We start from the raw sequence: 22,189 nt of genomic DNA, 5'->3' as shown, positions 1-22,189 counted from the left end.
AAAGATATTTTTAAGTCATTAGTGCGATATTGCCTCCCCGTATAAGGGATAAATGCATCGATATGTGGCAAAGCCGTAAACCTGAGATACCTGCAGATGTGCGGCTATCTTTTCTCAGAGCGCTGTATGGTAATCGTACCACGCTCTGGTTTGGCTTGCTCGCGCACGTTGTAGCCTGTGTCGTCATCTATGTGAAAACCGATGACTGGCGCTATCTGGTTTTTGGCGGTGTGTTCGCCATCATTGCCGTTGGTCGCATCTTCGACATGCACAAGTTCGACCAGGCAAAACAGCAGTCGCTGTCCCATGCCGATCTCGACCGCTGGGAAACACGCTATCTGATCGGTGCGTCCGCCGTCTGCCTGACGCTCGGCATGTTGTGTTTCTTCTCAAGCTATGTGCTCAGGGATTCCTTTGCCGAACTTGCCAGCCTGACCGTGCTGCTTGCTTCGGTCGTTTCCATTGTGGGCCGCAATTATGCATCGGCGAAAGCCGTTGTTCTGATGTCGGCCTGCACGCTGATTCCGGTTCTGGCCGGGCTTATTCTGGCGGGAACGCCGTTTCACGTCATCATTGGCCTGCTGCTGATCCCGTACTTCCTGTCCAACATCCAGATGGCAAACGGCCTGCGCGAGTTTCTCTTCGCTGCAGTCATGGGCAAGCGACGCCTGTCCATTGTGGCCGGGCGTTTCGATGCGGCGCTCAACAACATGCCGCAGGGCTTGCTGATGTTCGACAGCCAGCAGCGCATTGCGGTCATCAACAATAAGGCCAAGGCGATGTTGCAGATCGCCGAACACACCAAGCTGCATGGCCGCAAGCTCGATGTCCTGCTGCGCTATTGCGCGAAGAAGGGACTGTTTCCGCAAAACGACCTGAAAAGCGTGCATGTGCGCATGCAGGATCTTCTGCTGGGCAAGCGCACGCGCGATATTTTCCAGCTTTCGAACCAGCGTTATATCGAATGTATCGGCAATCAGACCCTCAATGAGGGGGCCGTCCTGATGTTCGAGGATGTGACGCAGCGCGTGGAAGCGGAAGCGCGCATTCAGCATATGGCGCGTTATGACGGCCTGACAGGCCTGCCGAACCGCAATTATTTTGAAACCCTGGTGCGATCCATGCGTTCCCACCAGCAAGCGGGCACGCAGGCTGCGCTTATCGTCATCGACATCAATCATTTCAAGCATGTCAACGATACGTTGGGGCATCATACCGGTGACGTATTGCTGCGCCTGTTTGCAGAGCGGCTGAACTCGCTCGATCCGCAGCGTTTCGTCGCGTCACGCTTCGGCGGCGACGAATTCGTGGTGTTCGTCTTCAATCTGCGCAGCGAGGCCGACGTTGCAGGCGTGATGGATCATATCATGACCGTCGTGACCGGCGTCTACGATCTCGACGGCGATCAGGTGCATATCGATATCAGCGCGGGCATCGCGATCGAGGATATCGGAAGATTCGATGTCGGCAGCATGCATATCAGCGCCGATCTGGCGCTCTACGAAGCCAAAAGCATGGAAGACAAGCCCTGGTCGATTTTCATCGATGCGATGGACACCAAATATCGCGGGCGCCAGAAACTCAAAGCCGATTTGCGGCTTGCCATCGAGCATGGCGAGATCAAGGTCGTCTATCAGCCCATCGTCAGCGCGCAGTCCCTGCGCGTTGTTGCGTGTGAAGCGCTGGCGCGCTGGGAGCATCCGCAGCTTGGCTTTGTGCCGCCTGCGGAATTCATTCCGCTTGCGGAAGAAATGGGCATCATCACCGACATTACCCGCTTCATGCTGGCGCAGGCCTGTGCCGACTGTCTGTCATGGGGCGACCGCATCGGTGTTTCGGTCAATCTTTCGGCCATCGATCTGAAAAGCAATGACATCGCCCGCGACATCGCCAATGCCTTGCAGAAATCGGGCCTTCCGGCTCACCGCCTTGAGGTGGAAGTGACGGAAAGCGCCATCATCTCGGACCGCAACAAAACTTCGATGGTGTTGCAGCGGCTCAAGAACGCCGGGATCAATATCGCACTGGATGATTTCGGCACCGGCTATTCCAGTCTCAGCTATCTCAATACCTTGCCATTGACCAAGGTGAAGGTCGACCGTTCCTTCGTGCGCGACATTACCACCGACCGGCGCTCGCTCATGCTGCTTCGCGGCGTTACACAGCTTTCGCACGAGCTTGGGCTGGGCGTGACAGTCGAAGGTGTCGAAACAGAGGAACAGCTTGCGCTGATCCGTGTGGCGGCGGGTGCCGATCTCGTACAGGGCTATCTTCTCGGTATGCCTGTGCCTGTGGAAGCGATCAGCGCTATGACCACGAAAGCCGCAGCGCGCCGCGACGGCGGGCGAACCGTCGCCTGATTATTTCAGATTTAACTGTTTGTATTGGACGAGCTTCTCGCGGTTTTTCAAAGTACTGCGAAGTGTTCGGCATGTCTCATCTACGACGCTCAATGTCGTTGCCACTTCTCGTGTAAATCACAGGAATTTGAATATAAATATAATAATTGGGATTTTTTGAGATGCACGTATCATGCTCTTAATGTCTTAGGAGGATGTATATAAGTATTTCGTTATTTGCTTATAAAATGTCTATAAAATTCAATTTGAATATTTAAAGGGGAGGCGATGAAACGATTTTTTCGCTATGCTTTATATGGGCTGATCGGGCTTGTTGTTCTTGCCGGTGTTGGTACTGCGGTCTTCTGGAAGAAAATCCACGAAAGCTGGGCGGTCTATCAATATGCCCAGATGTTCAAGGGGCCGGAAATTTTTGAAAACTTCCGCAACGTTTACAGGCGCTATCCATCGGTGCGCATCCCGCATGAGGGTGAAGTCAGCCAGCTGGTGAAAGAAGAGCGGCCCTTGCCGGAGACTTTTGTCTACAAGGGTGAGACCCGCAAGATTTCCGACTGGCTGAAGCGCGGCGGCACGACCGGTTTCATTGTTCTGAAAGACGGCGTGATCGTCCACGAGGAATATGATCACGGCAATACCGAGGCCACCCAGAGCATCGCATTTTCCATGTCGAAATCTGTCGTTTCCTTCCTTGTCGGCAATGCCGTTCGGGACGGTCTGATCGATATCAACCAGCCAGTCGACCGCTATGCGCCGGTGCTGGCCGAGGGCGGATACAAGGGCGTGACGGTCAAGAACGTGCTGCAGATGGCGTCTGGCATCGGATTTAACGAGAACTATGGTGATCTCAATTCCGATATCGTTCGGTATGCTGTCGAGCTTCTGACTGGCTCGATCACAAATTTCACCGCACATCTGAAAAATGAACGCCCGCAGGGAACGCTCAGCCACTATGTGTCGGCGGATACGCAAGTGCTCGGGCTGGTTTTGGAAGGCGCGACTGGTGTTCGTTTTCAGGATTATTTGAAGGACAAACTCTGGTCAAAGCTTGGAGCGGAAGCCGATGTCTATTGGGCGGTGGATCCCACGGGTGAAGCTGCTGCCGGGGCCGGCATGAATGCCGTGCTTCGCGATTATGCACGTTTCGGCCTGCTCTATCTCAATGAGGGTCGCAACTTCAAGGGTGAGCAGCTTGTGCCGGCGCAATGGGTGCACGATTCGGTAACGCCGGATGCGCCTTATCTGATGCCCGGTCGCAAGGATGCACTCGGCAAAATCCCGTTCGGCTATGGCTATCAGTGGTGGACGCCGGTTGACTGGCAAGGCGACTATAGTGCCGTTGGCATCTATGGGCAGTTCATCTATGTCAATCCTGCCAAAGGTGTCGTCATTGCCAAGACCTCGGCATATTCCAATTACAATGTCGACGGGCAGGATATGAAGGACGAAACGATGTATGCGTTTCAGGCTATCGCCAACGCGCTTTGAAGGCTCGTTTTCAAATCAAGGCAAATTCGTGAAATGGCCCCAGATGGGCCATTTTGCATTTTTATCTCGTTTGGCGCGCGCAAAAGCACAATCCAATTATGGCGAAGGAGTGTTTTTTGTGGGGCAATAAAAAGGCAGTGCAAAAAGTTATATCTTTACACGCTGATAAAGGCGCATATTCTGCGCACTGATTTGTGGGGTGCGGAAAATCGATTGCATGACGAATACAGCTGTTACAGGCGATAAACCGCCATTGTCCAATTTCGCGCGACAGCTGTTGCAGTTTCTCGACCGGGTGGAATATCGCCGCATTGTCCATGCGGAGGACCTCGAGGAAATCGGTCGTCTGCGTTACCGTTCCTACCGAACCCGCAATGTCATGCATGAGGCGGAAGTGCCGTCTATCGTTGATGATATCGACCGCGACAGCCATGCCTTCGTCTATGGTGTGTATGTGGACGGGCAATTGGTCAGCACGCTGCGCATCCATCATATTACGCCCGATCATCGTCGCGGCACGAGCTATGCACTGTTCCCGGATATTCTTGATCCGCTGCTCAATAGCGGTATGCATTTTGTTGATCCGACCCGTTTTGCCGCCGATCCCGAGCTATTGAGCGAATACCCGGCCATTCCCTACATCACGCTGCGCATCGCGGCGATGGCATCCGAATTTTTCGCGGCAGATCAATGTCTTGCCTCGGTGAAACCGGAACATATGGCGTTCTACAAACGCATATTCGGCACCTCTGTCATGGCCGATGCGCGCGAACATGAAGGCTATGGAATCAGGGTCGGGCTTGGTTCCGCACCTATCCGCAATATTCGCGATGCGGTGGCGGTGCGCTTTCCGTTTTTCAAGTCGCAGCCGCATGAACGCCATGCGATGTTTGGTGACATGCGCAGCAGTTCCGTGCCGCTGACGATTTTGCCGACGGCGAAATATACTGGCCTCGGCGTATAAGAATCTAAAAACATCGCCGGATATTAAACAATTAAATGTAGCCAGAGGGGTGGTTTCGCTTTACGAAGATTGCGGAACCGCTTCTGCGGAGAGAGGGTAGTGCGACGAAAAGCCTTGCTGTCAAAGCATCGGTTTGTTCGGTCGCACATTGAAGATTGCAGTTATTTTCGCTTAACATGACGGTGTACGGGCGGAAATTCTGAATGGGTGGAACTAAAATGGCAGAACATCATACGACGGCTCCGGCTGAACTTGGCGCACCGATGGATTATTCCGAGCATGAGAAAACTTATGCCGGTTTCACGGGCCTGGTTAAATGGGGCACGGTGGCGCTCGTCGCCCTTATGATTGCCATGGCGTTCGGCTTTTTTGCTGGTGGTTTCTTCTCCGCGACCGTTCTTTTCATTCTAGTTTGTGTCGCTGCCTGGTTCATCCTCTAGCGCATCCTTTCGCCGCCGGATGGAGACCAACCGGTGGCGCACGATGCAGCTTTGGTGCTGAACCGGGATTAACCCGCACGATTTGATCGAATGCCTTGGCATGGGGTACCGTGCCGAGGGTTTATGCATGTCTGTAGTTCATTTTTAGAGCGCATCCCGAAAAGTGTGAAACGGTTTTCGGACCAGATGCGCGTTACAAAACAATAGTTAGAGCGCGTTTCGATCTGATTCAATCAGTTCGAAACGCGCTCTAAAAGGGCTTCTTCCCGGAAGCCCGTAATGCCGCCTGACCGGGGGAACCCCGGAAGAACGCCACGAAAGGGAAACCAGCTTGGCCCAGACGTTATTTATCCCGAAAGAGAGTGACCCCAGCGAGACCCGCGTTGCTGCGTCGGCGGAGACGGTGAAGAAGTTCATCGCGCTCGGTTTCGACGTTGTGGTGGAAAAAGGCGCTGGCGAGAAATCGCGCATTCCCGATGCCGAGTTTACGGCAGCCGGTGCCCGCATCGGCACAGTGGCGGATGCCAAAACGGCGGATGTGGTACTCAAGGTGCGGCGTCCGACGGATGCGGAACTCAAAGGGTATAAATCGGGCGCAGCGCTCTTCGCCATGCTTGATCCCTACGGCCATGAAGACGCTGTAGCGGCCCTCGCTAAGGCTGGCATTTCCGCTTTCACGATGGAGTTCATGCCGCGCATCACCCGTGCGCAAGTGATGGACGTCTTGTCGAGCCAAGCAAACCTCGCCGGTTATCAGGCGGTGATCGATGCGGCGGAAGTCTATGACCGCGCCATGCCGATGATGATGACGGCAGCCGGTACGGTTCCCGCCGCCAAGGTGTTTGTCATGGGGGCAGGCGTTGCCGGTCTTCAGGCCATTGCAACTGCGCGCCGTCTCGGTGCGGTCGTGACGGCAACCGACGTTCGCCCCGCCGCCAAGGAGCAGGTTGCTTCGCTCGGCGCGAAGTTCATCGCCGTTGAGGACGAAGAGTTCAAGGCTGCGGAAACTTCCGGCGGCTACGCCAAGGAAATGTCGAAGGAATATCAGGCGAAGCAGGCCGCACTTGTTGCCGACCATATCGCCAAGCAGGATATCGTCATCACAACGGCGCTCATTCCGGGGCGTCCGGCGCCGCGTCTGGTTTCCAGGGAAATGGTTGCTTCCATGCGTCCGGGTTCCGTGCTGGTCGATCTCGCGGTCGAGCGCGGCGGCAATGTCGAAGGCGCAGTTGCGGGTCAGATCGCTGACGTGAACGGTGTCAGGATCGTCGGTCACCTCAATGTGTCGGGCCGCATCGCCGCGAGCGCATCGCAGCTTTATGCACGCAACCTGATCGCCTTCGTCGAAACGCTGGTCGACAAGGAAGCCAAGGTTCTGAAAATCGACCCGGAAGAAGAGCTGGTCAAGGCTACGCTTCTGACCCATCAGAGCAAGATCTTGCATCCGGCGTTCGCCAAGGCTGAGACAGCACCGGCTCAGGCTGTCGCTGAAAAGGCTGCCAAGCCAAAAGCCGCGCCGAAACCGAAAGCGGAAAAACCGGCAGCAAAGGCAGCGGCGCCGAAGGCGGCTGCCAAGCCTGCGAAAAACGCACCTGCAAAGGCGCCGAAGACAACGTCTTCCCCCAAGTCTCCAGTTGATGGAGGAGAGGCATAATGGCCGATACAAATCTCGACAAAGCCCTTGAGGGCCTTAATCAGGCTGTGGACGCCGTGCGTCAGGCCGCGGAAAACGCCGGTGGTCTGGGTGATGCAGCAGCGGCTGCCGCGCATGCCGCATCGGGCGGCGCAATCGATCCGTTCGTGTTCCGCTTTGCGATTTTCATTCTGGCGATTTTCGTCGGCTATTACGTTGTGTGGTCGGTTACGCCTGCGCTGCACACCCCGTTGATGGCCGTTACCAACGCCATTTCATCGGTGATCGTGGTGGGTGCGCTTCTGGCTGTCGGCCTTTCGCTTTCGGGCTGGGCAACCGGCTTCGGTTTCATTGCGCTCATTCTGGCGAGCGTCAACATTTTTGGCGGCTTCCTGGTCACCCAGCGCATGCTCGCCATGTACAAGAAAAAAGAAAAGTGAGGCTGAACCATTATGAGCGTTAATCTCGCAGCCTTCCTTTATCTCGTTTCCGGCGTGTTGTTCATTCTGGCACTGCGCGGCCTGTCGCACCCGACGACCAGCCGTCAGGGCAACATGTACGGCATGATCGGTATGGCGATCTCCATCGTCACCACGCTTCTGCTGGCGCGTCCAAGCTTCGGCGGTTTGGTCCTGATCGTCATCGGTATTGCCATCGGTGGCGGTATCGGTGCCGTTATTGCCCGCCGCATCGCCATGACGGCCATGCCGCAGCTTGTTGCCGCGTTCCACTCGTTGATCGGCCTTGCCGCCGTTCTGGTGGCCGCTGCTGCAATTTACTCGCCGCATTCCTTCGGTATCGGCGAAGTGGGCCAGATCCACGGTCAGGCGCTGATCGAAATGTCGCTGGGCGTCGCCATCGGCGCGATCACGTTCACCGGCTCGATCATCGCCTTCCTCAAGCTTGATGGTCGCATGTCGGGCAAGCCGATCATGCTGCCGGGACGTCATGTCATCAATGCCGCGCTGGCCGCAGCCATCGTGCTGCTGGTCGTCGTGCTGGTGAATACCGAAAGCCATTTCGTGTTCTGGCTGATCGTGCTTCTGTCGCTGGTATTCGGTGTGCTGATCATCGTGCCAATCGGCGGCGCAGACATGCCGGTCGTCGTCTCCATGCTCAATTCCTATTCGGGCTGGGCAGCGGCAGGTATCGGCTTCACGCTTGGCAATCTGGCGCTGATCATCACCGGCGCGCTGGTCGGCTCGTCGGGCGCGATCCTGTCCTACATCATGTGTAAGGGCATGAACCGCTCGTTCATCTCGGTCATTCTCGGCGGCTTTGGCGGCGATACGTCTGGCGGTCCTGCCGGCGAGGTTGAACAGCGTCCGGTCAAGCAGGGTTCTGCCGACGATGCGGCCTTCATCATGAAGAACGCTTCCAAGGTCATCATCGTGCCGGGCTACGGCATGGCGGTGGCACAGGCGCAGCACGCGCTGCGTGAAATGGCTGACAAGCTGAAGGCCGAAGGCGTGGAAGTCAAATACGCCATCCATCCGGTGGCCGGTCGTATGCCGGGCCATATGAACGTGCTGCTGGCTGAGGCCAACGTGCCTTACGATGAAGTGTTCGAGCTGGAAGACATCAATTCGGAATTCGCGCAGGCCGATGTGGCTTTCGTGATCGGCGCGAACGACGTCACCAATCCGGCGGCGAAGACCGATCCGAAGTCACCGATCTTCGGCATGCCGATCCTTGATGTCGACAAGGCTGGCACGGTTCTGTTCATCAAGCGCGGCATGGGCTCCGGCTATGCGGGCGTGGAAAACGAACTGTTCTTCCGCGACAACACCATGATGCTCTTCGCCGATGCGAAGAAGATGGTGGAGAGTATTGTGAAAGCCCTCGATCACTAGGTCTTCGATATTCGGGTTCTGGCGGCCTGCAAATGGCGCGGTTCTGCGCTTCCGGTGCTCATGTACGTTAAGTACACTCCGCTCCGGTTCTCGAACCTCACCATTTTCGGCAGGCCATTTCCCCGAATCTCATAAGGCCGGGGTGCCCGGTTGGAAAACAAAAAGGCGGCTTCGAGCCGCCTTTTTGTTTGAGTTTTCGATCGGGCTTCAGCCGTAGATCATCTTGTCCTGCAACGCGCGCAGTTCGGCGATCTTGGAGCCCGGCTGCGGTGCCGCATTGGCATAGGTGATGAGTTCGCCCTTCCTGATCGGCGCGATGACCGTGCCGTTCTGGAGCAGGCCGCAGGGGATGGCCTTGGCCGCACGCGCTTCAGGCGTCGTCATGATCCACGAGCGGTAGCAATATTGCCCGATGGCATCCAGATGATCGCCGGGCTGCAAGTCCTTCTTGGCGACGGCGCAGACTTCCGCCACAGGCTTTGGCAGCGGCACCATGTCGGTCTTGCCGTGCAGCACGACACGAGCGACGGTGAGCGGCACTTCCAGCGAGGTGAGGTGGAAAGGCCGATGGAAGGTGAAGTAGGGGCCTTTGCCCATCTTCAGGTCTTCCAGACGTTCGACAAGGCGCGGATGTTCCATCTTGGCGATGACGAAGACACCGGGCGACACGCCGCGCCCGATGGAATAATCGACCACGCCGGTCTTGTTCAGAACACCGCCGTCTTCCTTCGGAATCAAAGTGCGGTTCAGCTCGTCAATGGCTGCCTTGGGGCCATGCATGCCCGCAATATCCGGCACAAGGCCGGTTGCATTGGCGATGGCCGCCATTTCAACCATCGTTTTGGAACCATCGACGAACTCCACCAGCAGGCGGACATTCATATTCCGGCGGTCGGCTTCTTCCTGATAATCGTCTGGGATCGCGTCGAAATTGAGCGGATTGTTCTTGCCTTTGCCAGCGGCCACGACCTTGTGCCCCATGGCGGAAACGAACTCGATCAGTTCCATGCAGGATGACGGCTCGTCGCCCGCGCCAAGGGAATAGATCACGCCGTGCTTGTCGGCCTCGGCCTTGAGGTAGGGCCCGATGGTGACATCCGCCTCGACATTCATCATGACGAGGTGCTTGCCGTTACGGATGGCCTTGATGCCGGTCTGAGCCCCCACTTCCGGAATACCAGTCGCATCGATGATGACATCGAGCAGCGGATTGGAAAGGATCAGGTCATTGTCATCGGTGACGGCGATCTTGCCGTTTTCGATGGCGCTGGTCATTGCGGATTCTGTGCGGGCTTCTTGCGCGTTTTCCTCGTCGCCATAGGCGGTGCGGACAGCTTTGAAAGTGTTGGGCAGTCTGCGGGCAGAAAGAGCGCCGACTTCGATGCCCTGCATCCGCGCCACCTGCGTGACGATGTCGGTGCCCATTTCGCCAGCGCCAATCAGACCGATGCGGATCGGCTTGCCGGTTTCCGCTCGCGCTGCGAGATCGCGCGCCAGTCCTACCAGTGCCACATTTGTCGTCATGAAACTCTCCGCAAAACTTCAAGGCCGCTTCGTCGCGGTAATTTTGTCACGCTTATGTTGTTATAGATGCGTATTGGATGAACAGTCTCTATATCAACACTGACAGACGCGCATCCCCAAACTGCGCGACAAAATATGCATCCCTTTAGTGGGCCACTGGAGCCAAAATGAGCAGCGTATCCCCTTTCGATCTCGTGATCTTCGACTGTGACGGCGTTCTTGTCGATAGCGAGCCGCTTTCCTGTCTGGCTTTCGAGCAGGTCTATGCCAATCACGGCATGAAGCTGCCGGAAGGAACGGTCGCCAAGGGCATCGGCATGAAGCAGGCCGATATCATGAAGATGATTGAGGACATGACCGGGCACCGTCTGCCGGAGGAGGCCACCAGCCAGTTCTGGCCCGAGACGAAAATCCTGTTCGCGGAGGCTCTGCAGCCAACCATCGGCATTGCCAATTTCCTGCGCGATCTGCCGCAAAAGCGTTGCGTTGCATCGTCGTCGCAGCCGGAGCGTATCGCGTTCAGCCTGGAAAAGACCGGCATCAGCCATTATTTCGGCGATGCCGTTTACTCGTCCAGCATGGTCAAGCGCGGCAAGCCGGCGCCAGACCTGTTCCTGTTTGCAGCCGACAAGATGGGCATCGATCCGGCGCGTTGCGTGGTGATCGAGGATTCTCCCTTCGGTGTCGAAGGCGCTATCGCGGCAGGCATGACGGCATTCGGCTATACGGGCGGCGGACATACTTATACCGGGCACGCCGAAAAATTGACGGGCAGGGGTGCGCATAGGGTTTTCTCGCACTGGGATGATATAGCACGGGAAATTCTGGTTGCCGCCTGAGTGTCTGATCCAAAAGTCGCCATGCCGGACTGCAAATGGCAATTTCTGCGCTTCCGGTGCTCATGTACATTTAAGTACATTGCGCTCCGGTTCTCGAAATCACCATTTTCGCCATGGCCTGCCACTTTTTGATTCAGACACCAGGCTTTATTGGTTAAACACAAGGCAAATCACATCAGCAGGAATAGCCAGCGAATGAAAGACGCAATCACGCTCGACCAGTTGCGCGAGGCAATCGGCACGGAAGTCGGATGTTCCGAGTGGCGCGAAGTCACGCAGGAAATGATCAACCAGTTCGCAGATGCGACCGACGATCATCAGTTCATCCATGTCGACCCGGAACGCGCCGCCAAGGAAACGCCGTTTGGTGGCACCATCGCGCATGGCTTCCTGACGCTGTCGCTACTCTCTACGCTGGCTTACGAAGCGCTTCCGATGCTGGAAGGTGCTACGATGGGCATCAATTACGGCTTCGACAAGCTGCGCTTCATGTCGCCAGTCAAGACCGGCGCCCGCGTGCGCGCCCGCTTCAAGCTGGCGGATGCGGATATCCGCCCGTCAGGTCGCGTGGTCAATCATTATGATGTGACGCTGGAAATCGAAAACTCGCTGAAGCCTGCGCTGACGGCCACCTGGCTGACGATTGCCGTCGTGGAGCCGTCGGAGGCTTAAGCAGTTCAAGCCGCTTCGCTATGTCGAACTGGAAGCCGTCCTTCTTCATCGAGAGGGGCGGCTTTTCCTTTGTGTTCGGTCATCAGCTCGCGGAAGAAGAACGGGCCGTGCAGGAACATGCCAAAATCGTAGAAATTCTTCTTCTCCGCCCCGCGCATGTAAAGCAGATGCATAAGGAAGAAATTGCCCTTCGACCGCTTGTAGCGGTTTTCGCTGTGCACGTTCTTGAAGCGGATGCGGTTGATAAGCGGCGGGTTGGTGGTCTCTAGCTTCAGAACCTTGGCCGGGTTCGAGCCGTAGAAGTGGATAATGTCGGTCAGCACCTGGAATTCCGACCACAGGATCGGGCTTTCCTCGATCACCACGCGCACGTCCTCGCGCAATGATTTCGCCTTGGGATGGAGAGCGATCATCATCAGGCATGAGCCGATGGCGAGCAGCGACACGGGCTGTTTTGCCAGAAGATCGGGACGCACACGCTGCAGGTCGGCAAGCGCCTCCACTGCCGGAACCGTGCCAAGACTATGCGCAACGATGAGAACCTCATCGGCATTGCTGGCTTCGATCTTCTGCTTCAGGGCTTCCGCAAAAGCCTTGCGCCGCTGGTTGAGCTTCTCGTTGCGCCCGTGGATACGATCATAGGCCGCAGACCAGTCGTCGAGCAGATAGGACATGAAAAATCGGTCGCCGGGTTTGCGCACGAGCAGGGTTGCGACGACGGCGGCAAGTGGAGCCGACCACAGAAGATGCAGCGCGGAAAGGCCTGCTGCCATCGGTGCGAAAGCGAGCAGGGCAGCGATAGCCAGGATCGCCAGCGACAGCAGAAACGGCCACAGGAAAAACAGGATAAATCGCCAGCTCGTCGTCAGATAGCGCCACAGCGTTCCGGTGAAGAGGATGTTCAGGAATGCGTGAAAGCCGGTCAGCATTCGCTTCGGTGTGGAGCGCGCGGCGTAATCGTCAAAAATATCCGCAGTGCCGAACTGGCAGAATTCGGTTTCCGTCTGCCAACCATTGCCTGTGGTGATGGCGGTGGTCGTGCCGCAATCATCAGGCTCGTCGGTCATGGGCGGAAGCTTGGTCTTTGCCTTCCACAGGCGGTCGAAATCCTTCAGGGCTTGCGCGTGGCGCACGCGGACGGCTTTCGGGTGCAGACCTTCATAGCCTGTGAACTGGATAACGAGTCGTTTGCGGAGGGACATCAGGAGAATCGGATAAATTGAGAGGAGGCATTATCGGTTTGCTGGCAAAATGCTATGCATAGCTATTGAGGCCGAATTATGCGGGAAACGCGTGCCGCTTAGCCTATTCGCGCGGTTGCGGCCATAGTAATTCGTGTGCAAGCCGGTATTTCACGCAAGCCGGTGGGCAAAGTTGCATCTTGAGGTGGACAGGCTAGGCTCTTTCTGGTATTAGCCACGACCAATTTGCAGCGTATCCGTTGCGAAGCTTGGGAGCCTTTGGGCGTTGCTCGGCCGGTCAGACCGGCTGAAATCGTTAAAAGACCCCCTAACGGCCTCAGGCTTAACCGAAATTCTAACTGATACGGGAATACACGTGCAGGTACTCGTCCGCGATAATAATGTTGATCAGGCTCTCCGCGCTCTCAAGAAAAAGATGCAGCGCGAAGGTATCTTCCGCGAAATGAAGATGCGCGGCCACTATGAAAAGCCGTCCGAAAAGCGCGCTCGCGAAAAGGCAGAAGCCGTTCGTCGTGCACGCAAGCTGGCCCGTAAGCGCGCTCAGCGTGAAGGCCTCATCGGCGGCCGTCCGGGCGCTCGCTGATCGACCTTGAAAACAGGCGCTGCTGGACAGCGCCTTTTTTGCTTTCCGGTGCTGGCTTCAGCTTGCGCCGGATTTTGCACGTTTTGACTTCAGATATTTGAGATTGTTTCCCGCGCAGTGTGAAGCAATTTTATGTCGGCTAGTGGATTGAATTTGACGTTTGATACCCGTCCGATATTAATCCCGTTTCAAACGTCAAATTCGAAAAATCCACTAGATACATAAAGTTACTAGTGGTCTTTTTGATTCCGACATTTGCTCAGCGCTTATATCCGAGGGATGCAAATGTCGGAATCAGACCACTAGATGTATTTTCATAACTTCGAGCCTCTATTTTTAATGCAGCGTTACGAAAAGTTTCTGGACTTCTTGCACGCCATTATGTGTAAAAACAAATAATTAGGATATTCAACTGTCAGGCGGGTTAACCGTAGGCAAACCAAGCTTAAGAACATGCCGCCTTTTTGCTGTTTTTATCTGCTGGTTGAGACCAGTATAGTACCGTAACAGACAGAATAGCCCGGCATGAGTTAGCTCCGGAAACCGGGCTGGCACGGGATGGAAAAGAGGCAGAAGGGCCTTGCGCCCCTATGCGAGCTGAAAGGAATGCAGTCGTTGCCCACGCGCTTGAAGATGATGCAATCGTCTGGAACAGGTCGAAACGGCCTTCTCATTGCCACCGCACTTCTGGTTTTGACCGTTGCTGGCTGCCAAAGCTCCACAACCACCGCACTCAGCACTGTCGATAAAGCGCAGGGGTCGAGCGAGAACATCAGTTCGCTGACAAGCGTGATCCAGAGCAATCCGCGCGATCCGGAAGGCTACAATGTGCGTGGTTCCGCCTATGGCAAGTCCGGCCGCTACAAGGAAGCACTGCGCGATTTTGATCAGGCAATAGCGCTCAATCCGAATTTCTATCAGGCCTATGCCAACCGCGCGCTGGTCTATCGCTATATGGGCGATAGCACCAAGGCCGTGCAGGATTACAGCAAGGCCATCCAGCTTAATTCGCAATATGACGCTGCCTATATCGGGCGCGGCAATGTCTACCGTCAGGCGGGCCGTCTCGATCAGGCGCTCAGCGACTTCAATCAGGCTATTGCCCTGCAGACCACCGACGGTCGCGCTTACCATAATCGCGGCCTGATTTATCAGGCCAAGGGCCAGCACAAGCAGGCCATCGAGGATTTCTCCAAGGCAATTTCGCTCAATTCCACGGCGCCGGAACCTTATAACGGTCGCGGCATTTCCTATGTGGCGCTCGGCGACTACGACAATGCCTTCGACGATTTCAACACAGCCATTACGCTTGACCAGAATATTGCGGAAAGCTGGGCCAATCAGGCGCTTGTCTACGAGCACAATGGCGACAAGGCCAAGGCTGCAAATTCCTATTCGCGCGCGGTACAGCTTGATCCGAAATACCAGCCTGCAAAAGACGGTCTGGCACGGACACGCGGATAACCTTTTAGAGCCTGTTCCAAAAGTCGCCCTGTGTGGCTGCAAATGGCAATTTGTCTGCGTTCCGGTGCTCATGTACCCAAAAGTACACTGCGCTCCGGTACTCGAAAATCACCATTTTCGCACACACATACCGCCTTTTTGATTCACGCTCTCATATTGCCAAGAATTGAAGAGTGATAGCGGCGTTTTCCAAAATCGAAAGCGCCGCTTTTCTTTATAGTTGGCCGCGATATATTGAATCTTATGTCGCTCTTCGATCACATCGGATTCAAAGCCCGTAACGTCAATCGCAGCCTTTCCTTTTACGAAAGCTGCATGCCCGAACTTGGCCTGGAGGTCATTGCCCGATCAGGCAGCGGTTTCTTCGTCAGTGGGGGAGAGCGGGCGCCGGTTCCGTTTCTGTGGATCCATGGCAGCCACGATGGTGCAGGCGCTGGCGAGGACAAGCCCGGCGACCGCCTGCACCTGATGTTTACAGCCGGAAGCCGCGAGGCGGTGGAGGCGTTTCATGAGGCCGCACTGAAGGCAGGCGGCAGGGATAGCGGCGGCCCCGGCTATCAGGGACCGGAAGAGATGGGCTATTACGCGGCACTGGTCTTCGATCCCGACGGAAACACGCTGGAAGCGGGTTTCCGCGAGAGGAAAAGATAAGCGGACCAGTAAAGGGTCAGGCGCGCAGGTTGCGCTTGTCCAGACGGCTCACCAGCCGGTCGCCGATCCACTGGATGCCGCAAACCATGATGATGAGGATGATCACGACTGCGATCATGATCTGCGTCTCGAAGCGCTGATAGCCATAGCGAATGGCAAGATCGCCGAGACCGCCAGCACCGATGGCGCCCGCCATTGCCGATGCGCCGACCAGAGTGATTATCGTGACCGTGAAGCCTGCGATGATGCCCGGCAAGGCTTCCGGAACCAGCACTTCGCGCACGATGGTCCAGCGGTTTGCACCCATGGAGCGCGCGGCTTCGATGAGGCCGTGGTCCACTTCACGCAACGACACTTCCGCAATACGCGCATAATAGGGAATAGCGGCAATGGAAAGCGGCACGATGGAGGCCCATGTGCCGATGGACGTGCCGACGATGAAGCGCGTGACGGGAATGAGCGCCACCAGCAGAATGATGAACGGAACCGAGCGGAAGCCATTGATGATGGCGCCGAGGATCGTGTTCAGCGTCAGGTTCTGTGCGAGGCCACCCCGTTCAGTCAGGATCATGATGAGTGCGAGCGGCAGACCGACGACAAGCGAGATCAGGCTCGAAAAGCCGGTCATGATGATGGTCTCCCAGAAGGAGCGCCAGAGAAGATCAAGCATCGCCTGAGACATAGCCGAGTACCTCCGTGGCGTCTGCATGGGTGTTGAGATAGGTGATTGCGGCGTCGAACTTCGCTTTGTCCTCAGCGGGCAGGCTGATGAAGAGCGTGCCGACTGGCTCTCCCTGGATCGTGTCCATGCCGCCATGGATCAGTTGCGGCACAAGGCCGGTGGTCACTGTCACATCGTTGAAGAAGGCGCCTTTTGCGGCTGCGCCCGACAGCTTTACCTTCAGCACGGCGAGGGCGCCGGATTTTTCCAGCTGGTCGCGCCAGACGGCAGGCAGTTCCGGCGTCAGCACCTGCAACATGCTTTGCGTGACGGGCGATAGCGGATTGGCGAAGACTTTCCAGACCGGACCTTCCTCGGCGATAGCGCCGTGGTCGAGCACGATGACGCGGTCGGCAATGCGGCGGATGACTTCCATCTCATGCGTGATGAGCAGGATGGTGAGGCCGAGCTTGGTATTGATGTCTTTCAGCAGCGCCAGAATGGACTGCGTGGTTTCCGGGTCGAGCGCGGATGTCGCTTCGTCCGAAAGCAGCACAGCCGGTTCGGCAGCAAGGGCGCGGGCAATGCCGACGCGCTGTTTCTGACCACCGGAAAGCTGGGCTGGGTAATGCTTTGCCTTGTCGGAAAGGCCAACCAGTTCCAGAAGTTCCGCAACACGCCTGGCGCGTTCGGCCTTCGGCTTGCCCGCGATCTTCAGCGGCAAAGCGATGTTTTCCGCAACCGTCTTGGCCGAAAGCAGATTGAAATGCTGGAACACCATGCCGATGCGGCGGCGCAAGGGGCGCAGTGCGTCTTCGCCAAGACCAGTGATTTCGCGACCTTCGATCAGGATCGAACCGGCGTCCGGCTTTTCAAGGCCGTTGACGCAACGGATCAGCGTGGACTTGCCCGCGCCGCTGCGACCGATGATGCCGAGAATTTCGCCGCGCGCGACGGAAAGCGAAACGCCGTTGATAGCTGCCGTATCGCCGAACATTCGGCGCACGTCTTTCATCTCGACGATGGGCGCTGATGTGGCGGGTGGCTTTTCAATGGTCACGGTCGTTTCTTCTATAGTTTGATGCGCCGCTGCGAACAGCGGCTTGATTTATTCGATAAGGCTTCAAGGAAGGATGATGCCTGGCTCAAGCCATCAGCTTTTGCTGTGGCGATGCTTTAGGGCAATTTTTGTCGGTACGTCAATAAAAGCCGCGCCGGAAACGGTTCCGGCGCGGTCTTTCAAGCTTCAAAAGCGATTATTTCCAGGCCGGGATGCCGGTGCCCTTGTAGGCACGGTCGATTTCGGCCTTCACGGCGTCGTTCTGGAACGAAGCCACGAGGTTTTTCACCCATTCGGCGTTTTCATCTTCGGTGCGGACCGCGATGAAGTTGTTGTACGGGTTGTTTTCCTTCGATTCCCAGCCGATTGCCTCTTCCTTCTTGAGGCCTGCCTTTGCTGCCCAATCGTTGTTCACGATGGCTGCATCGAGGTCATCGATGGAACGGCCGACAACACCGGCGTCGAGTTCCTTGATCTCAAGCTTCTTCGGGTTTTCGACGATGTCGATCGGGGTGGCCAGAATGCCTGCATCCGGCTTCAGCTTGATGAGGCCCTTTTCTTCCAGGACGCGAAGCGCGCGGCCTTCGTTCGACGGATCGTTCGGCACGCCGACGACAGCGCCTTCCTTCAGCTCGTCAAGGCTCTTGTGCTTGCGCGAATAGATGCCGATCGGCCAGACAGCGGTGTAGCCGGCGACGCTGATCTTGTAGCCGTGCTGCTTGACCTGCTCATCGAGATAAGGCTTGTGCTGGAAGGCGTTGGCGTCGATTTCCTTGCGTTCCAGAGCTTCATTCGGCTGGTTGTAATCGTTGAAGGTCACGCGCTCGATGTTGAGGCCGTGCTTCTTGCCTTCTTCGGCAACGACTTTCCAGACGTCTTCGTCTTCACCGCCCATGATGCCGACCTTGATGGTCTTGTCTTCTGCGTGGCTCGGTGCCGACGCGAAGCCGACAGTCAGTGCGGCTGCGGTGAAGAGAAGGGCTTTCAGACCGGCGCGACGGGTCAGCGTGTAGCGGGAAAGGACTGACGACATTTTGTTTTCCTTGTTTAAAAACTTTGGAGAGCCGGTCCCGGAAAGCGATCTTTTGAGATGATCTTTCTCCCCCTGCCCACCTTGTTGCCGATAATTCCCTTTTGTCAGGCAATAAACAAGGAAAATTATTTCAGAATTTGCCGAAGCCATGATGCCGAAATTGCGTTCACGAGACGGTGAGCGGATTGCCATTTCCGCTGACCGGGCACTCGGAAATCTGGTTCTAGCGGTTATCGGCGATAATCATCTGTGCGGCCTTCTCGGCGATCATGAGAGTCGGCGAGTTGGTGTTGCCGGAAGTGATGGTCGGCATGACCGAGGCGTCGGCAACGCGCAGGCCCGCAATGCCATTGAAGCGCAGGCGCGGATCGACGATTGCTTCCGCATCCTGCCCCATGCGGCAGGTGCCGACCGGATGGAAAATCGTGGTGCCGATATCGCCCGCCGCCTTTTCCAGCTGCTCCTGCGTTTCGTAAGCAGGGCCGGGCTTGAATTCCTCGGGGCGGAACTTCTGCAATGGAGCCTGTGCCACGATATGGCGCGTGATGCGGATTGCGTCGGCGGCAACGCGGCGGTCGCTTTCGGTGGTGAGATAATTCGGCCTGATTGCCGGTTGTGAACGATGATCCGGTGACTTGATGTGGATCGAGCCGCGACTGTCGGGGCGCAGATTGCACACGCTTGCCGTGAAGGCAGGGAAGGGGTGCACAGCCTCGCCGAATTTTTCCAGACTGAGCGGCTGCACGTGATATTGCAGATTGGCGGTCTCGTAGGACGGGTCGGAGCGGGTGAAGACGCCGAGCTGGCTTGGCGCCATGGACATAGGCCCCGAACGGCGCAGCAGATATTCCAGCCCGATCATTGCCTTGCCGACAAGCTTGCTTGCCTTTTCGTTAAGCGTCGGAATCCCGGTAACCTTGTATGCGCAGCGCAATTGCAGGTGATCCTGCAGGTTTTCGCCGAGTTGCTTGCGCTCCAGCTTGATCGGGATACCCGCTTGCTGCAGCACGTCGCCGCGCCCGATGCCCGACAATTCGAGAATTTGCGGCGAGCCGACCGCACCGGCAGCAAGAATGACCTCACGCTTTGCCTTCACCGTGCGGGTGGTGCCGTTCTGGTCGAAGGTGACGCCGGTGGCGCGCAACTCCTCGATCTCGATGCGGCGCACATGCGCGCCGGTTTCGACGGTGAGGTTCTTGCGATCCAATGCCGGGCGCAGAAAGGCCTTGGCCGTGTTCCAGCGAATGCCGCGCTTCTGGTTGACCTTGAAATAGGACACGCCTTCATTGTCGCCGCGATTGAAATCGTCGGTGGCGGGGATGCCCGCCGAGACGGCTGCATCGCGGAAGGCATCCAGAATATCCCAGTGCAGGCGAGCGCTCTCGACGCGCCATTCGCCGCCCGAACCATGCAGATCGCTGGCGCCTGCAAAATAATCTTCTGATTTCTTGAAGAGTGGCAGGATATCGTCCCAGCCCCAGCCTTCGCATCCGGCCTGACGCCACAGATCGTAGTCGCGGGCCTGACCGCGCATATAGATCATGCCGTTGATGGAGGAGCAGCCGCCCAACACCTTGCCGCGCGGATAGCCGAGCGAACGACCGTTCAGCCCCGGTTCGGCCTCCGTGGTAAAGCACCAGTCGGTGCGTGGATTGCCGATGCAATAGAGATAGCCGACCGGGATGTGGATCCAGGCGTAATTGTCCTTTCCGCCTGCCTCCAGCAGCAGCACGGAGCGGTTCTGGTCTGCGGAAAGCCGGTTCGCGAGGGCGCAACCTGCCGTGCCCGCGCCAACCACGATGTAATCGTAGGTGTCGGTCATGATCTCATATCCAGTAAAAGGCGGAGCCGCTATCGAACGAGCGTGCGGCTCCCGAAATGTTGGTTAGCCGAAGAGTTTCTTTCCAATTCGCGATGCATAGAACTCGCCTACGATTCCCTTACGGAAGAGGAGGACGCATGCCATGAAGATGACGCCCGTCACGATCGTTACCGGGAAGTCGGATGTTGCGAGATAGTTCTGCAGCGCGACGACGAAGGCAGCGCCGACGATGGGGCCTATGAGTGTTCCGATACCGCCCAGAAGCGTCATGAGGATCACTTCGCCCGACATCTGCCAGCCGACATCGGTCAGCGTTGCAAACTGGAAGACAAGCGCCTTCAGGCCGCCTGCAAGACCCGCGAGTGCTGCCGACATGACGAAGGCTGCAAGCTTGTAGCGGTTGACGGAATAGCCGAGCGAAACCGCGCGGTTCTCGTTTTCGCGTACCGACTTCAGGATCATGCCGAAGGGCGAATTGATGATGCGCCAGATAACGAAGACACCAAGGACGAACACGGCCAGCACGAAATAATACATGTTCATCGGCTGGTTGAGGTCGATGATGCCGAAGAGATATCCACGCGGCACGCCCTGCAATCCGTCTTCGCCATGGGTGAAGGTGGCTTGCAGGCAGAAGAAGAAGAACATCTGCGCCAATGCCAGCGTAATCATCGTCGAATAGATGCCCTGACGGCGAATGGCGAGATAACCGATGACGAGGCCAAGGGCGGCTGCGGCGAGAACGCCGAGTACGAGACCGAGTTCCGGCGTGACGCCCCAGACTTTCACCGTATGGGCTGTGATATAGGCAGCGCCGCCGAAGAAGGCCGCATGGCCGAAGGACAGAATGCCGGTATAGCCCAACAGAAGGTTGAAGGCAGAGGCGAACAGCGCAAAGCACAGCATCTTCATCAGGAAGATGGGATAGACCATGAAGGGTGCTGCTAGCAGCCCGACGAGGGCAATGCCGAGCACGATGATCGAGAGGCTGTTGACGGCAGGCGCTTTGCTGTCGCGCGGGGTCGCAGTTGCCTTGAGAGCGGTATCAGCCATATCAGGCCTCCTTCCCGAACAGTCCGGCGGGTCGAACCAGAAGGACGATAGCCATGATGACGAAGATGACGATGCTGGAAGCCTCGGGGTAGAAGACCTTGGTGAGGCCTTCCGCCAGTCCCAGCACATAGCCGGTGATGATGGCGCCAAGGATCGAGCCCATGCCGCCGACGACCACCACGGCAAAGACCACGATGATGATGTTGGACCCCATCAGAGGGCTGACCTGATAGATCGGCGCGGCCATGATGCCTGCAACACCGGCAAGCGTCGCACCCAACGCATAGGTGAAGGTGAGGAGCAGTGGCACATTGATGCCGAAGGCTTTGACCAGTGTCGGGTTTTCGGTGGCGGCGCGCAGATAGGCGCCGAGCTTGGTCTTTTCGATCAGGAGCCAGGTGCCGAGGCAGACGAAAAGCGAGGCGACGACCACCCAGGCGCGATAGTTCGGCAGGAACATGAAGCCGAGATTGTGCCCGCCCGCAAGCGAAGGCGGCACGGCATAGGGCTGACCGGCAGCGCCATAATAATAGCGGAACGTGCCTTCGATCACGAGGGCAAGGCCGAAGGTGAAGAGCAGGCCATAGAGCGGATCGAGATTGTAGAGCCGCGACAGGGCCACGCGCTCGATGATCGCGCCACCAAGGCCGACGATAAGCGGAGCGAGGATCAGCGCTGGCCAGTAGCCGATGCCGAGCCAGCTCAACAGCAGATAGCCGACAAAGGCACCCAGCATATATTGCGCGCCATGAGCGAAATTGATGATGCGCAGAAGCCCGAAGATGATGGCAAGGCCGAGACTCAGCATGGCATAGAAGGAGCCGTTGATGAGGCCGACCAGCAACTGCCCGAGAAGTGCCTGCAAAGGTATTCCAAAAATCATTGTCATC

Annotated in this window: 20 protein-coding genes; 12 read left to right on the top strand and 8 right to left on the bottom strand. The window is 56.9% G+C overall.

Annotated features, from left to right (window positions below):
• Window positions 1-62 precede the first annotated feature (62 nt).
• The 7 genes from OHI65_RS19035 to OHI65_RS19005 all read left to right on the top strand — a co-directional run bounded on the left by OHI65_RS19035 (window position 63) and on the right by OHI65_RS19005 (window position 8,735).
• Window positions 63-2,360 (top strand): putative bifunctional diguanylate cyclase/phosphodiesterase, encoded by a 2,298-nt coding sequence (locus OHI65_RS19035; RefSeq protein WP_264358760.1) that lies wholly within the window; start codon window positions 63-65, stop codon window positions 2,358-2,360.
• A 267-nt stretch (window positions 2,361-2,627) separates the two neighbouring features.
• Window positions 2,628-3,845 (top strand): serine hydrolase domain-containing protein, encoded by a 1,218-nt coding sequence (locus tag OHI65_RS19030; protein ID WP_012091460.1) that lies wholly within the window; start codon window positions 2,628-2,630, stop codon window positions 3,843-3,845.
• Between the two features lie 217 nt (window positions 3,846-4,062).
• Complete coding sequence (locus OHI65_RS19025; RefSeq protein ID WP_010659449.1) at window positions 4,063-4,809, top strand: N-acyl amino acid synthase FeeM domain-containing protein; 747 nt, start codon at window positions 4,063-4,065, stop codon at window positions 4,807-4,809.
• 218 nt (window positions 4,810-5,027) lie between these two features.
• The gene (locus OHI65_RS19020) at window positions 5,028-5,249 is read left to right on the top strand and encodes an aa3-type cytochrome c oxidase subunit IV (protein WP_010659450.1); all 222 of its coding nucleotides are present in this window, start codon (window positions 5,028-5,030) and stop codon (window positions 5,247-5,249) included.
• Between the two features lie 331 nt (window positions 5,250-5,580).
• Window positions 5,581-6,903, top strand: coding sequence for a Re/Si-specific NAD(P)(+) transhydrogenase subunit alpha (locus OHI65_RS19015; RefSeq protein WP_125299990.1), 1,323 nt, complete (start codon window positions 5,581-5,583; stop codon window positions 6,901-6,903).
• Window positions 6,903-7,322 carry a proton-translocating transhydrogenase family protein gene (locus tag OHI65_RS19010; RefSeq protein ID WP_029929302.1) on the top strand — a complete coding sequence of 140 codons (420 nt, stop codon included), beginning with the start codon at window positions 6,903-6,905 and terminating at the stop codon, window positions 7,320-7,322. Before OHI65_RS19015 ends, OHI65_RS19010 begins: the two co-directional genes overlap by 1 nt.
• Before the next feature lie 12 nt (window positions 7,323-7,334).
• Window positions 7,335-8,735, top strand: a complete 1,401-nt coding sequence (locus OHI65_RS19005) for an NAD(P)(+) transhydrogenase (Re/Si-specific) subunit beta (protein ID WP_010659453.1) — start codon at window positions 7,335-7,337, stop codon at window positions 8,733-8,735.
• Between the two features lie 207 nt (window positions 8,736-8,942).
• Here OHI65_RS19005 and OHI65_RS19000 read toward each other — a convergent pair whose 3' ends face one another.
• Window positions 8,943-10,259 carry a 1-deoxy-D-ribulose 5-phosphate reductoisomerase gene (locus tag OHI65_RS19000; RefSeq protein ID WP_125299991.1) on the bottom strand — a complete coding sequence of 439 codons (1,317 nt, stop codon included), beginning with the start codon at window positions 10,257-10,259 and terminating at the stop codon, window positions 8,943-8,945.
• A gap of 167 nt (window positions 10,260-10,426) precedes the next feature.
• Between OHI65_RS19000 and OHI65_RS18995 the strand changes: the two genes are divergently transcribed.
• Both OHI65_RS18995 and OHI65_RS18990 read left to right on the top strand, forming a co-directional pair.
• Window positions 10,427-11,098 (top strand): HAD family hydrolase, encoded by a 672-nt coding sequence (locus OHI65_RS18995; protein ID WP_012091465.1) that lies wholly within the window; start codon window positions 10,427-10,429, stop codon window positions 11,096-11,098.
• A 195-nt stretch (window positions 11,099-11,293) separates the two neighbouring features.
• On the top strand, window positions 11,294-11,770 hold the full coding sequence (locus tag OHI65_RS18990; protein WP_012091466.1) for a MaoC family dehydratase: 477 nt from the start codon (window positions 11,294-11,296) through the stop codon (window positions 11,768-11,770).
• 5 nt (window positions 11,771-11,775) lie between these two features.
• On the opposite strand, the gene OHI65_RS18985 is transcribed toward OHI65_RS18990, so the two are convergent.
• The gene (locus tag OHI65_RS18985) at window positions 11,776-12,972 is read right to left on the bottom strand and encodes an alpha/beta hydrolase (RefSeq protein ID WP_125299992.1); all 1,197 of its coding nucleotides are present in this window, start codon (window positions 12,970-12,972) and stop codon (window positions 11,776-11,778) included.
• A 355-nt stretch (window positions 12,973-13,327) separates the two neighbouring features.
• Between OHI65_RS18985 and rpsU the strand changes: the two genes are divergently transcribed.
• From rpsU to OHI65_RS18970, 3 genes are all read left to right on the top strand, one after another.
• Window positions 13,328-13,555, top strand: coding sequence for a 30S ribosomal protein S21 (gene rpsU, locus OHI65_RS18980; protein WP_010659458.1), 228 nt, complete (start codon window positions 13,328-13,330; stop codon window positions 13,553-13,555).
• 606 nt (window positions 13,556-14,161) lie between these two features.
• On the top strand, window positions 14,162-15,019 hold the full coding sequence (locus tag OHI65_RS18975; RefSeq protein ID WP_094514106.1) for a tetratricopeptide repeat protein: 858 nt from the start codon (window positions 14,162-14,164) through the stop codon (window positions 15,017-15,019).
• A 243-nt stretch (window positions 15,020-15,262) separates the two neighbouring features.
• The gene (locus OHI65_RS18970) at window positions 15,263-15,670 is read left to right on the top strand and encodes a VOC family protein (protein ID WP_010659460.1); all 408 of its coding nucleotides are present in this window, start codon (window positions 15,263-15,265) and stop codon (window positions 15,668-15,670) included.
• 16 nt (window positions 15,671-15,686) lie between these two features.
• Here the strand turns inward: OHI65_RS18970 and OHI65_RS18965 are convergent, their stop codons facing one another.
• The 6 genes from OHI65_RS18965 to OHI65_RS18940 all read right to left on the bottom strand — a co-directional run bounded on the left by OHI65_RS18965 (window position 15,687) and on the right by OHI65_RS18940 (window position 22,188).
• Window positions 15,687-16,352 (bottom strand): methionine ABC transporter permease, encoded by a 666-nt coding sequence (locus OHI65_RS18965; protein WP_010659461.1) that lies wholly within the window; start codon window positions 16,350-16,352, stop codon window positions 15,687-15,689.
• Entirely contained in the window at window positions 16,333-17,391 is a 1,059-nt protein-coding gene (locus OHI65_RS18960) for a methionine ABC transporter ATP-binding protein (protein ID WP_040129125.1), read from the bottom strand. The genes OHI65_RS18965 and OHI65_RS18960 overlap by 20 nt, the downstream gene beginning before the upstream one ends.
• A gap of 196 nt (window positions 17,392-17,587) precedes the next feature.
• Window positions 17,588-18,424 (bottom strand): MetQ/NlpA family ABC transporter substrate-binding protein, encoded by an 837-nt coding sequence (locus tag OHI65_RS18955; protein WP_010659463.1) that lies wholly within the window; start codon window positions 18,422-18,424, stop codon window positions 17,588-17,590.
• 223 nt (window positions 18,425-18,647) lie between these two features.
• Entirely contained in the window at window positions 18,648-20,246 is a 1,599-nt protein-coding gene (locus tag OHI65_RS18950) for a GMC family oxidoreductase (RefSeq protein ID WP_125299994.1), read from the bottom strand.
• 63 nt (window positions 20,247-20,309) lie between these two features.
• Window positions 20,310-21,299: a branched-chain amino acid ABC transporter permease gene (locus OHI65_RS18945; protein WP_125299995.1), complete on the bottom strand. Its 990-nt coding sequence runs from the start codon at window positions 21,297-21,299 to the stop codon at window positions 20,310-20,312.
• Window position 21,300: 1 nt separating this feature from the next.
• Window positions 21,301-22,188: a branched-chain amino acid ABC transporter permease gene (locus OHI65_RS18940; protein WP_264358759.1), complete on the bottom strand. Its 888-nt coding sequence runs from the start codon at window positions 22,186-22,188 to the stop codon at window positions 21,301-21,303.
• Between the last annotated feature and the right edge of the window lies 1 nt (window position 22,189).

This window comes from Brucella sp. MAB-22 (genome assembly GCF_025908475.1).
GTDB lineage: Bacteria > Pseudomonadota > Alphaproteobacteria > Rhizobiales > Rhizobiaceae > Brucella > Brucella anthropi.
This window is presented reverse-complemented; position numbering and strand designations above follow the sequence as displayed.

Bases quoted from the DNA above. Each gene is read 5' to 3' on its own strand.
- OHI65_RS18950 (WP_125299994.1), bottom strand. From the start codon at position 20,246: ATGACCGACACCTACGATTACATCGTGGTTGGCGCGGGCACGGCAGGT.
- OHI65_RS18955 (WP_010659463.1), bottom strand. From the start codon at position 18,424: ATGTCGTCAGTCCTTTCCCGCTACACGCTGACCCGTCGCGCCGGTCTG.
- OHI65_RS19005 (WP_010659453.1), top strand. From the start codon at position 7,335: ATGAGCGTTAATCTCGCAGCCTTCCTTTATCTCGTTTCCGGCGTGTTG.
- OHI65_RS18995 (WP_012091465.1), top strand. From the start codon at position 10,427: ATGAGCAGCGTATCCCCTTTCGATCTCGTGATCTTCGACTGTGACGGC.
- OHI65_RS19010 (WP_029929302.1), top strand. From the start codon at position 6,903: ATGGCCGATACAAATCTCGACAAAGCCCTTGAGGGCCTTAATCAGGCT.
- OHI65_RS19030 (WP_012091460.1), top strand. From the start codon at position 2,628: ATGAAACGATTTTTTCGCTATGCTTTATATGGGCTGATCGGGCTTGTT.
- OHI65_RS19025 (WP_010659449.1), top strand. From the start codon at position 4,063: ATGACGAATACAGCTGTTACAGGCGATAAACCGCCATTGTCCAATTTC.
- OHI65_RS18940 (WP_264358759.1), bottom strand. From the start codon at position 22,188: ATGACAATGATTTTTGGAATACCTTTGCAGGCACTTCTCGGGCAGTTG.
- OHI65_RS19000 (WP_125299991.1), bottom strand. From the start codon at position 10,259: ATGACGACAAATGTGGCACTGGTAGGACTGGCGCGCGATCTCGCAGCG.
- OHI65_RS18945 (WP_125299995.1), bottom strand. From the start codon at position 21,299: ATGGCTGATACCGCTCTCAAGGCAACTGCGACCCCGCGCGACAGCAAA.
- OHI65_RS19035 (WP_264358760.1), top strand. From the start codon at position 63: ATGTGGCAAAGCCGTAAACCTGAGATACCTGCAGATGTGCGGCTATCT.
- OHI65_RS18975 (WP_094514106.1), top strand. From the start codon at position 14,162: ATGCAGTCGTTGCCCACGCGCTTGAAGATGATGCAATCGTCTGGAACA.
- OHI65_RS18990 (WP_012091466.1), top strand. From the start codon at position 11,294: ATGAAAGACGCAATCACGCTCGACCAGTTGCGCGAGGCAATCGGCACG.
- OHI65_RS18985 (WP_125299992.1), bottom strand. From the start codon at position 12,972: ATGTCCCTCCGCAAACGACTCGTTATCCAGTTCACAGGCTATGAAGGT.
- OHI65_RS18970 (WP_010659460.1), top strand. From the start codon at position 15,263: ATGTCGCTCTTCGATCACATCGGATTCAAAGCCCGTAACGTCAATCGC.
- OHI65_RS18965 (WP_010659461.1), bottom strand. From the start codon at position 16,352: ATGTCTCAGGCGATGCTTGATCTTCTCTGGCGCTCCTTCTGGGAGACC.
- OHI65_RS19020 (WP_010659450.1), top strand. From the start codon at position 5,028: ATGGCAGAACATCATACGACGGCTCCGGCTGAACTTGGCGCACCGATG.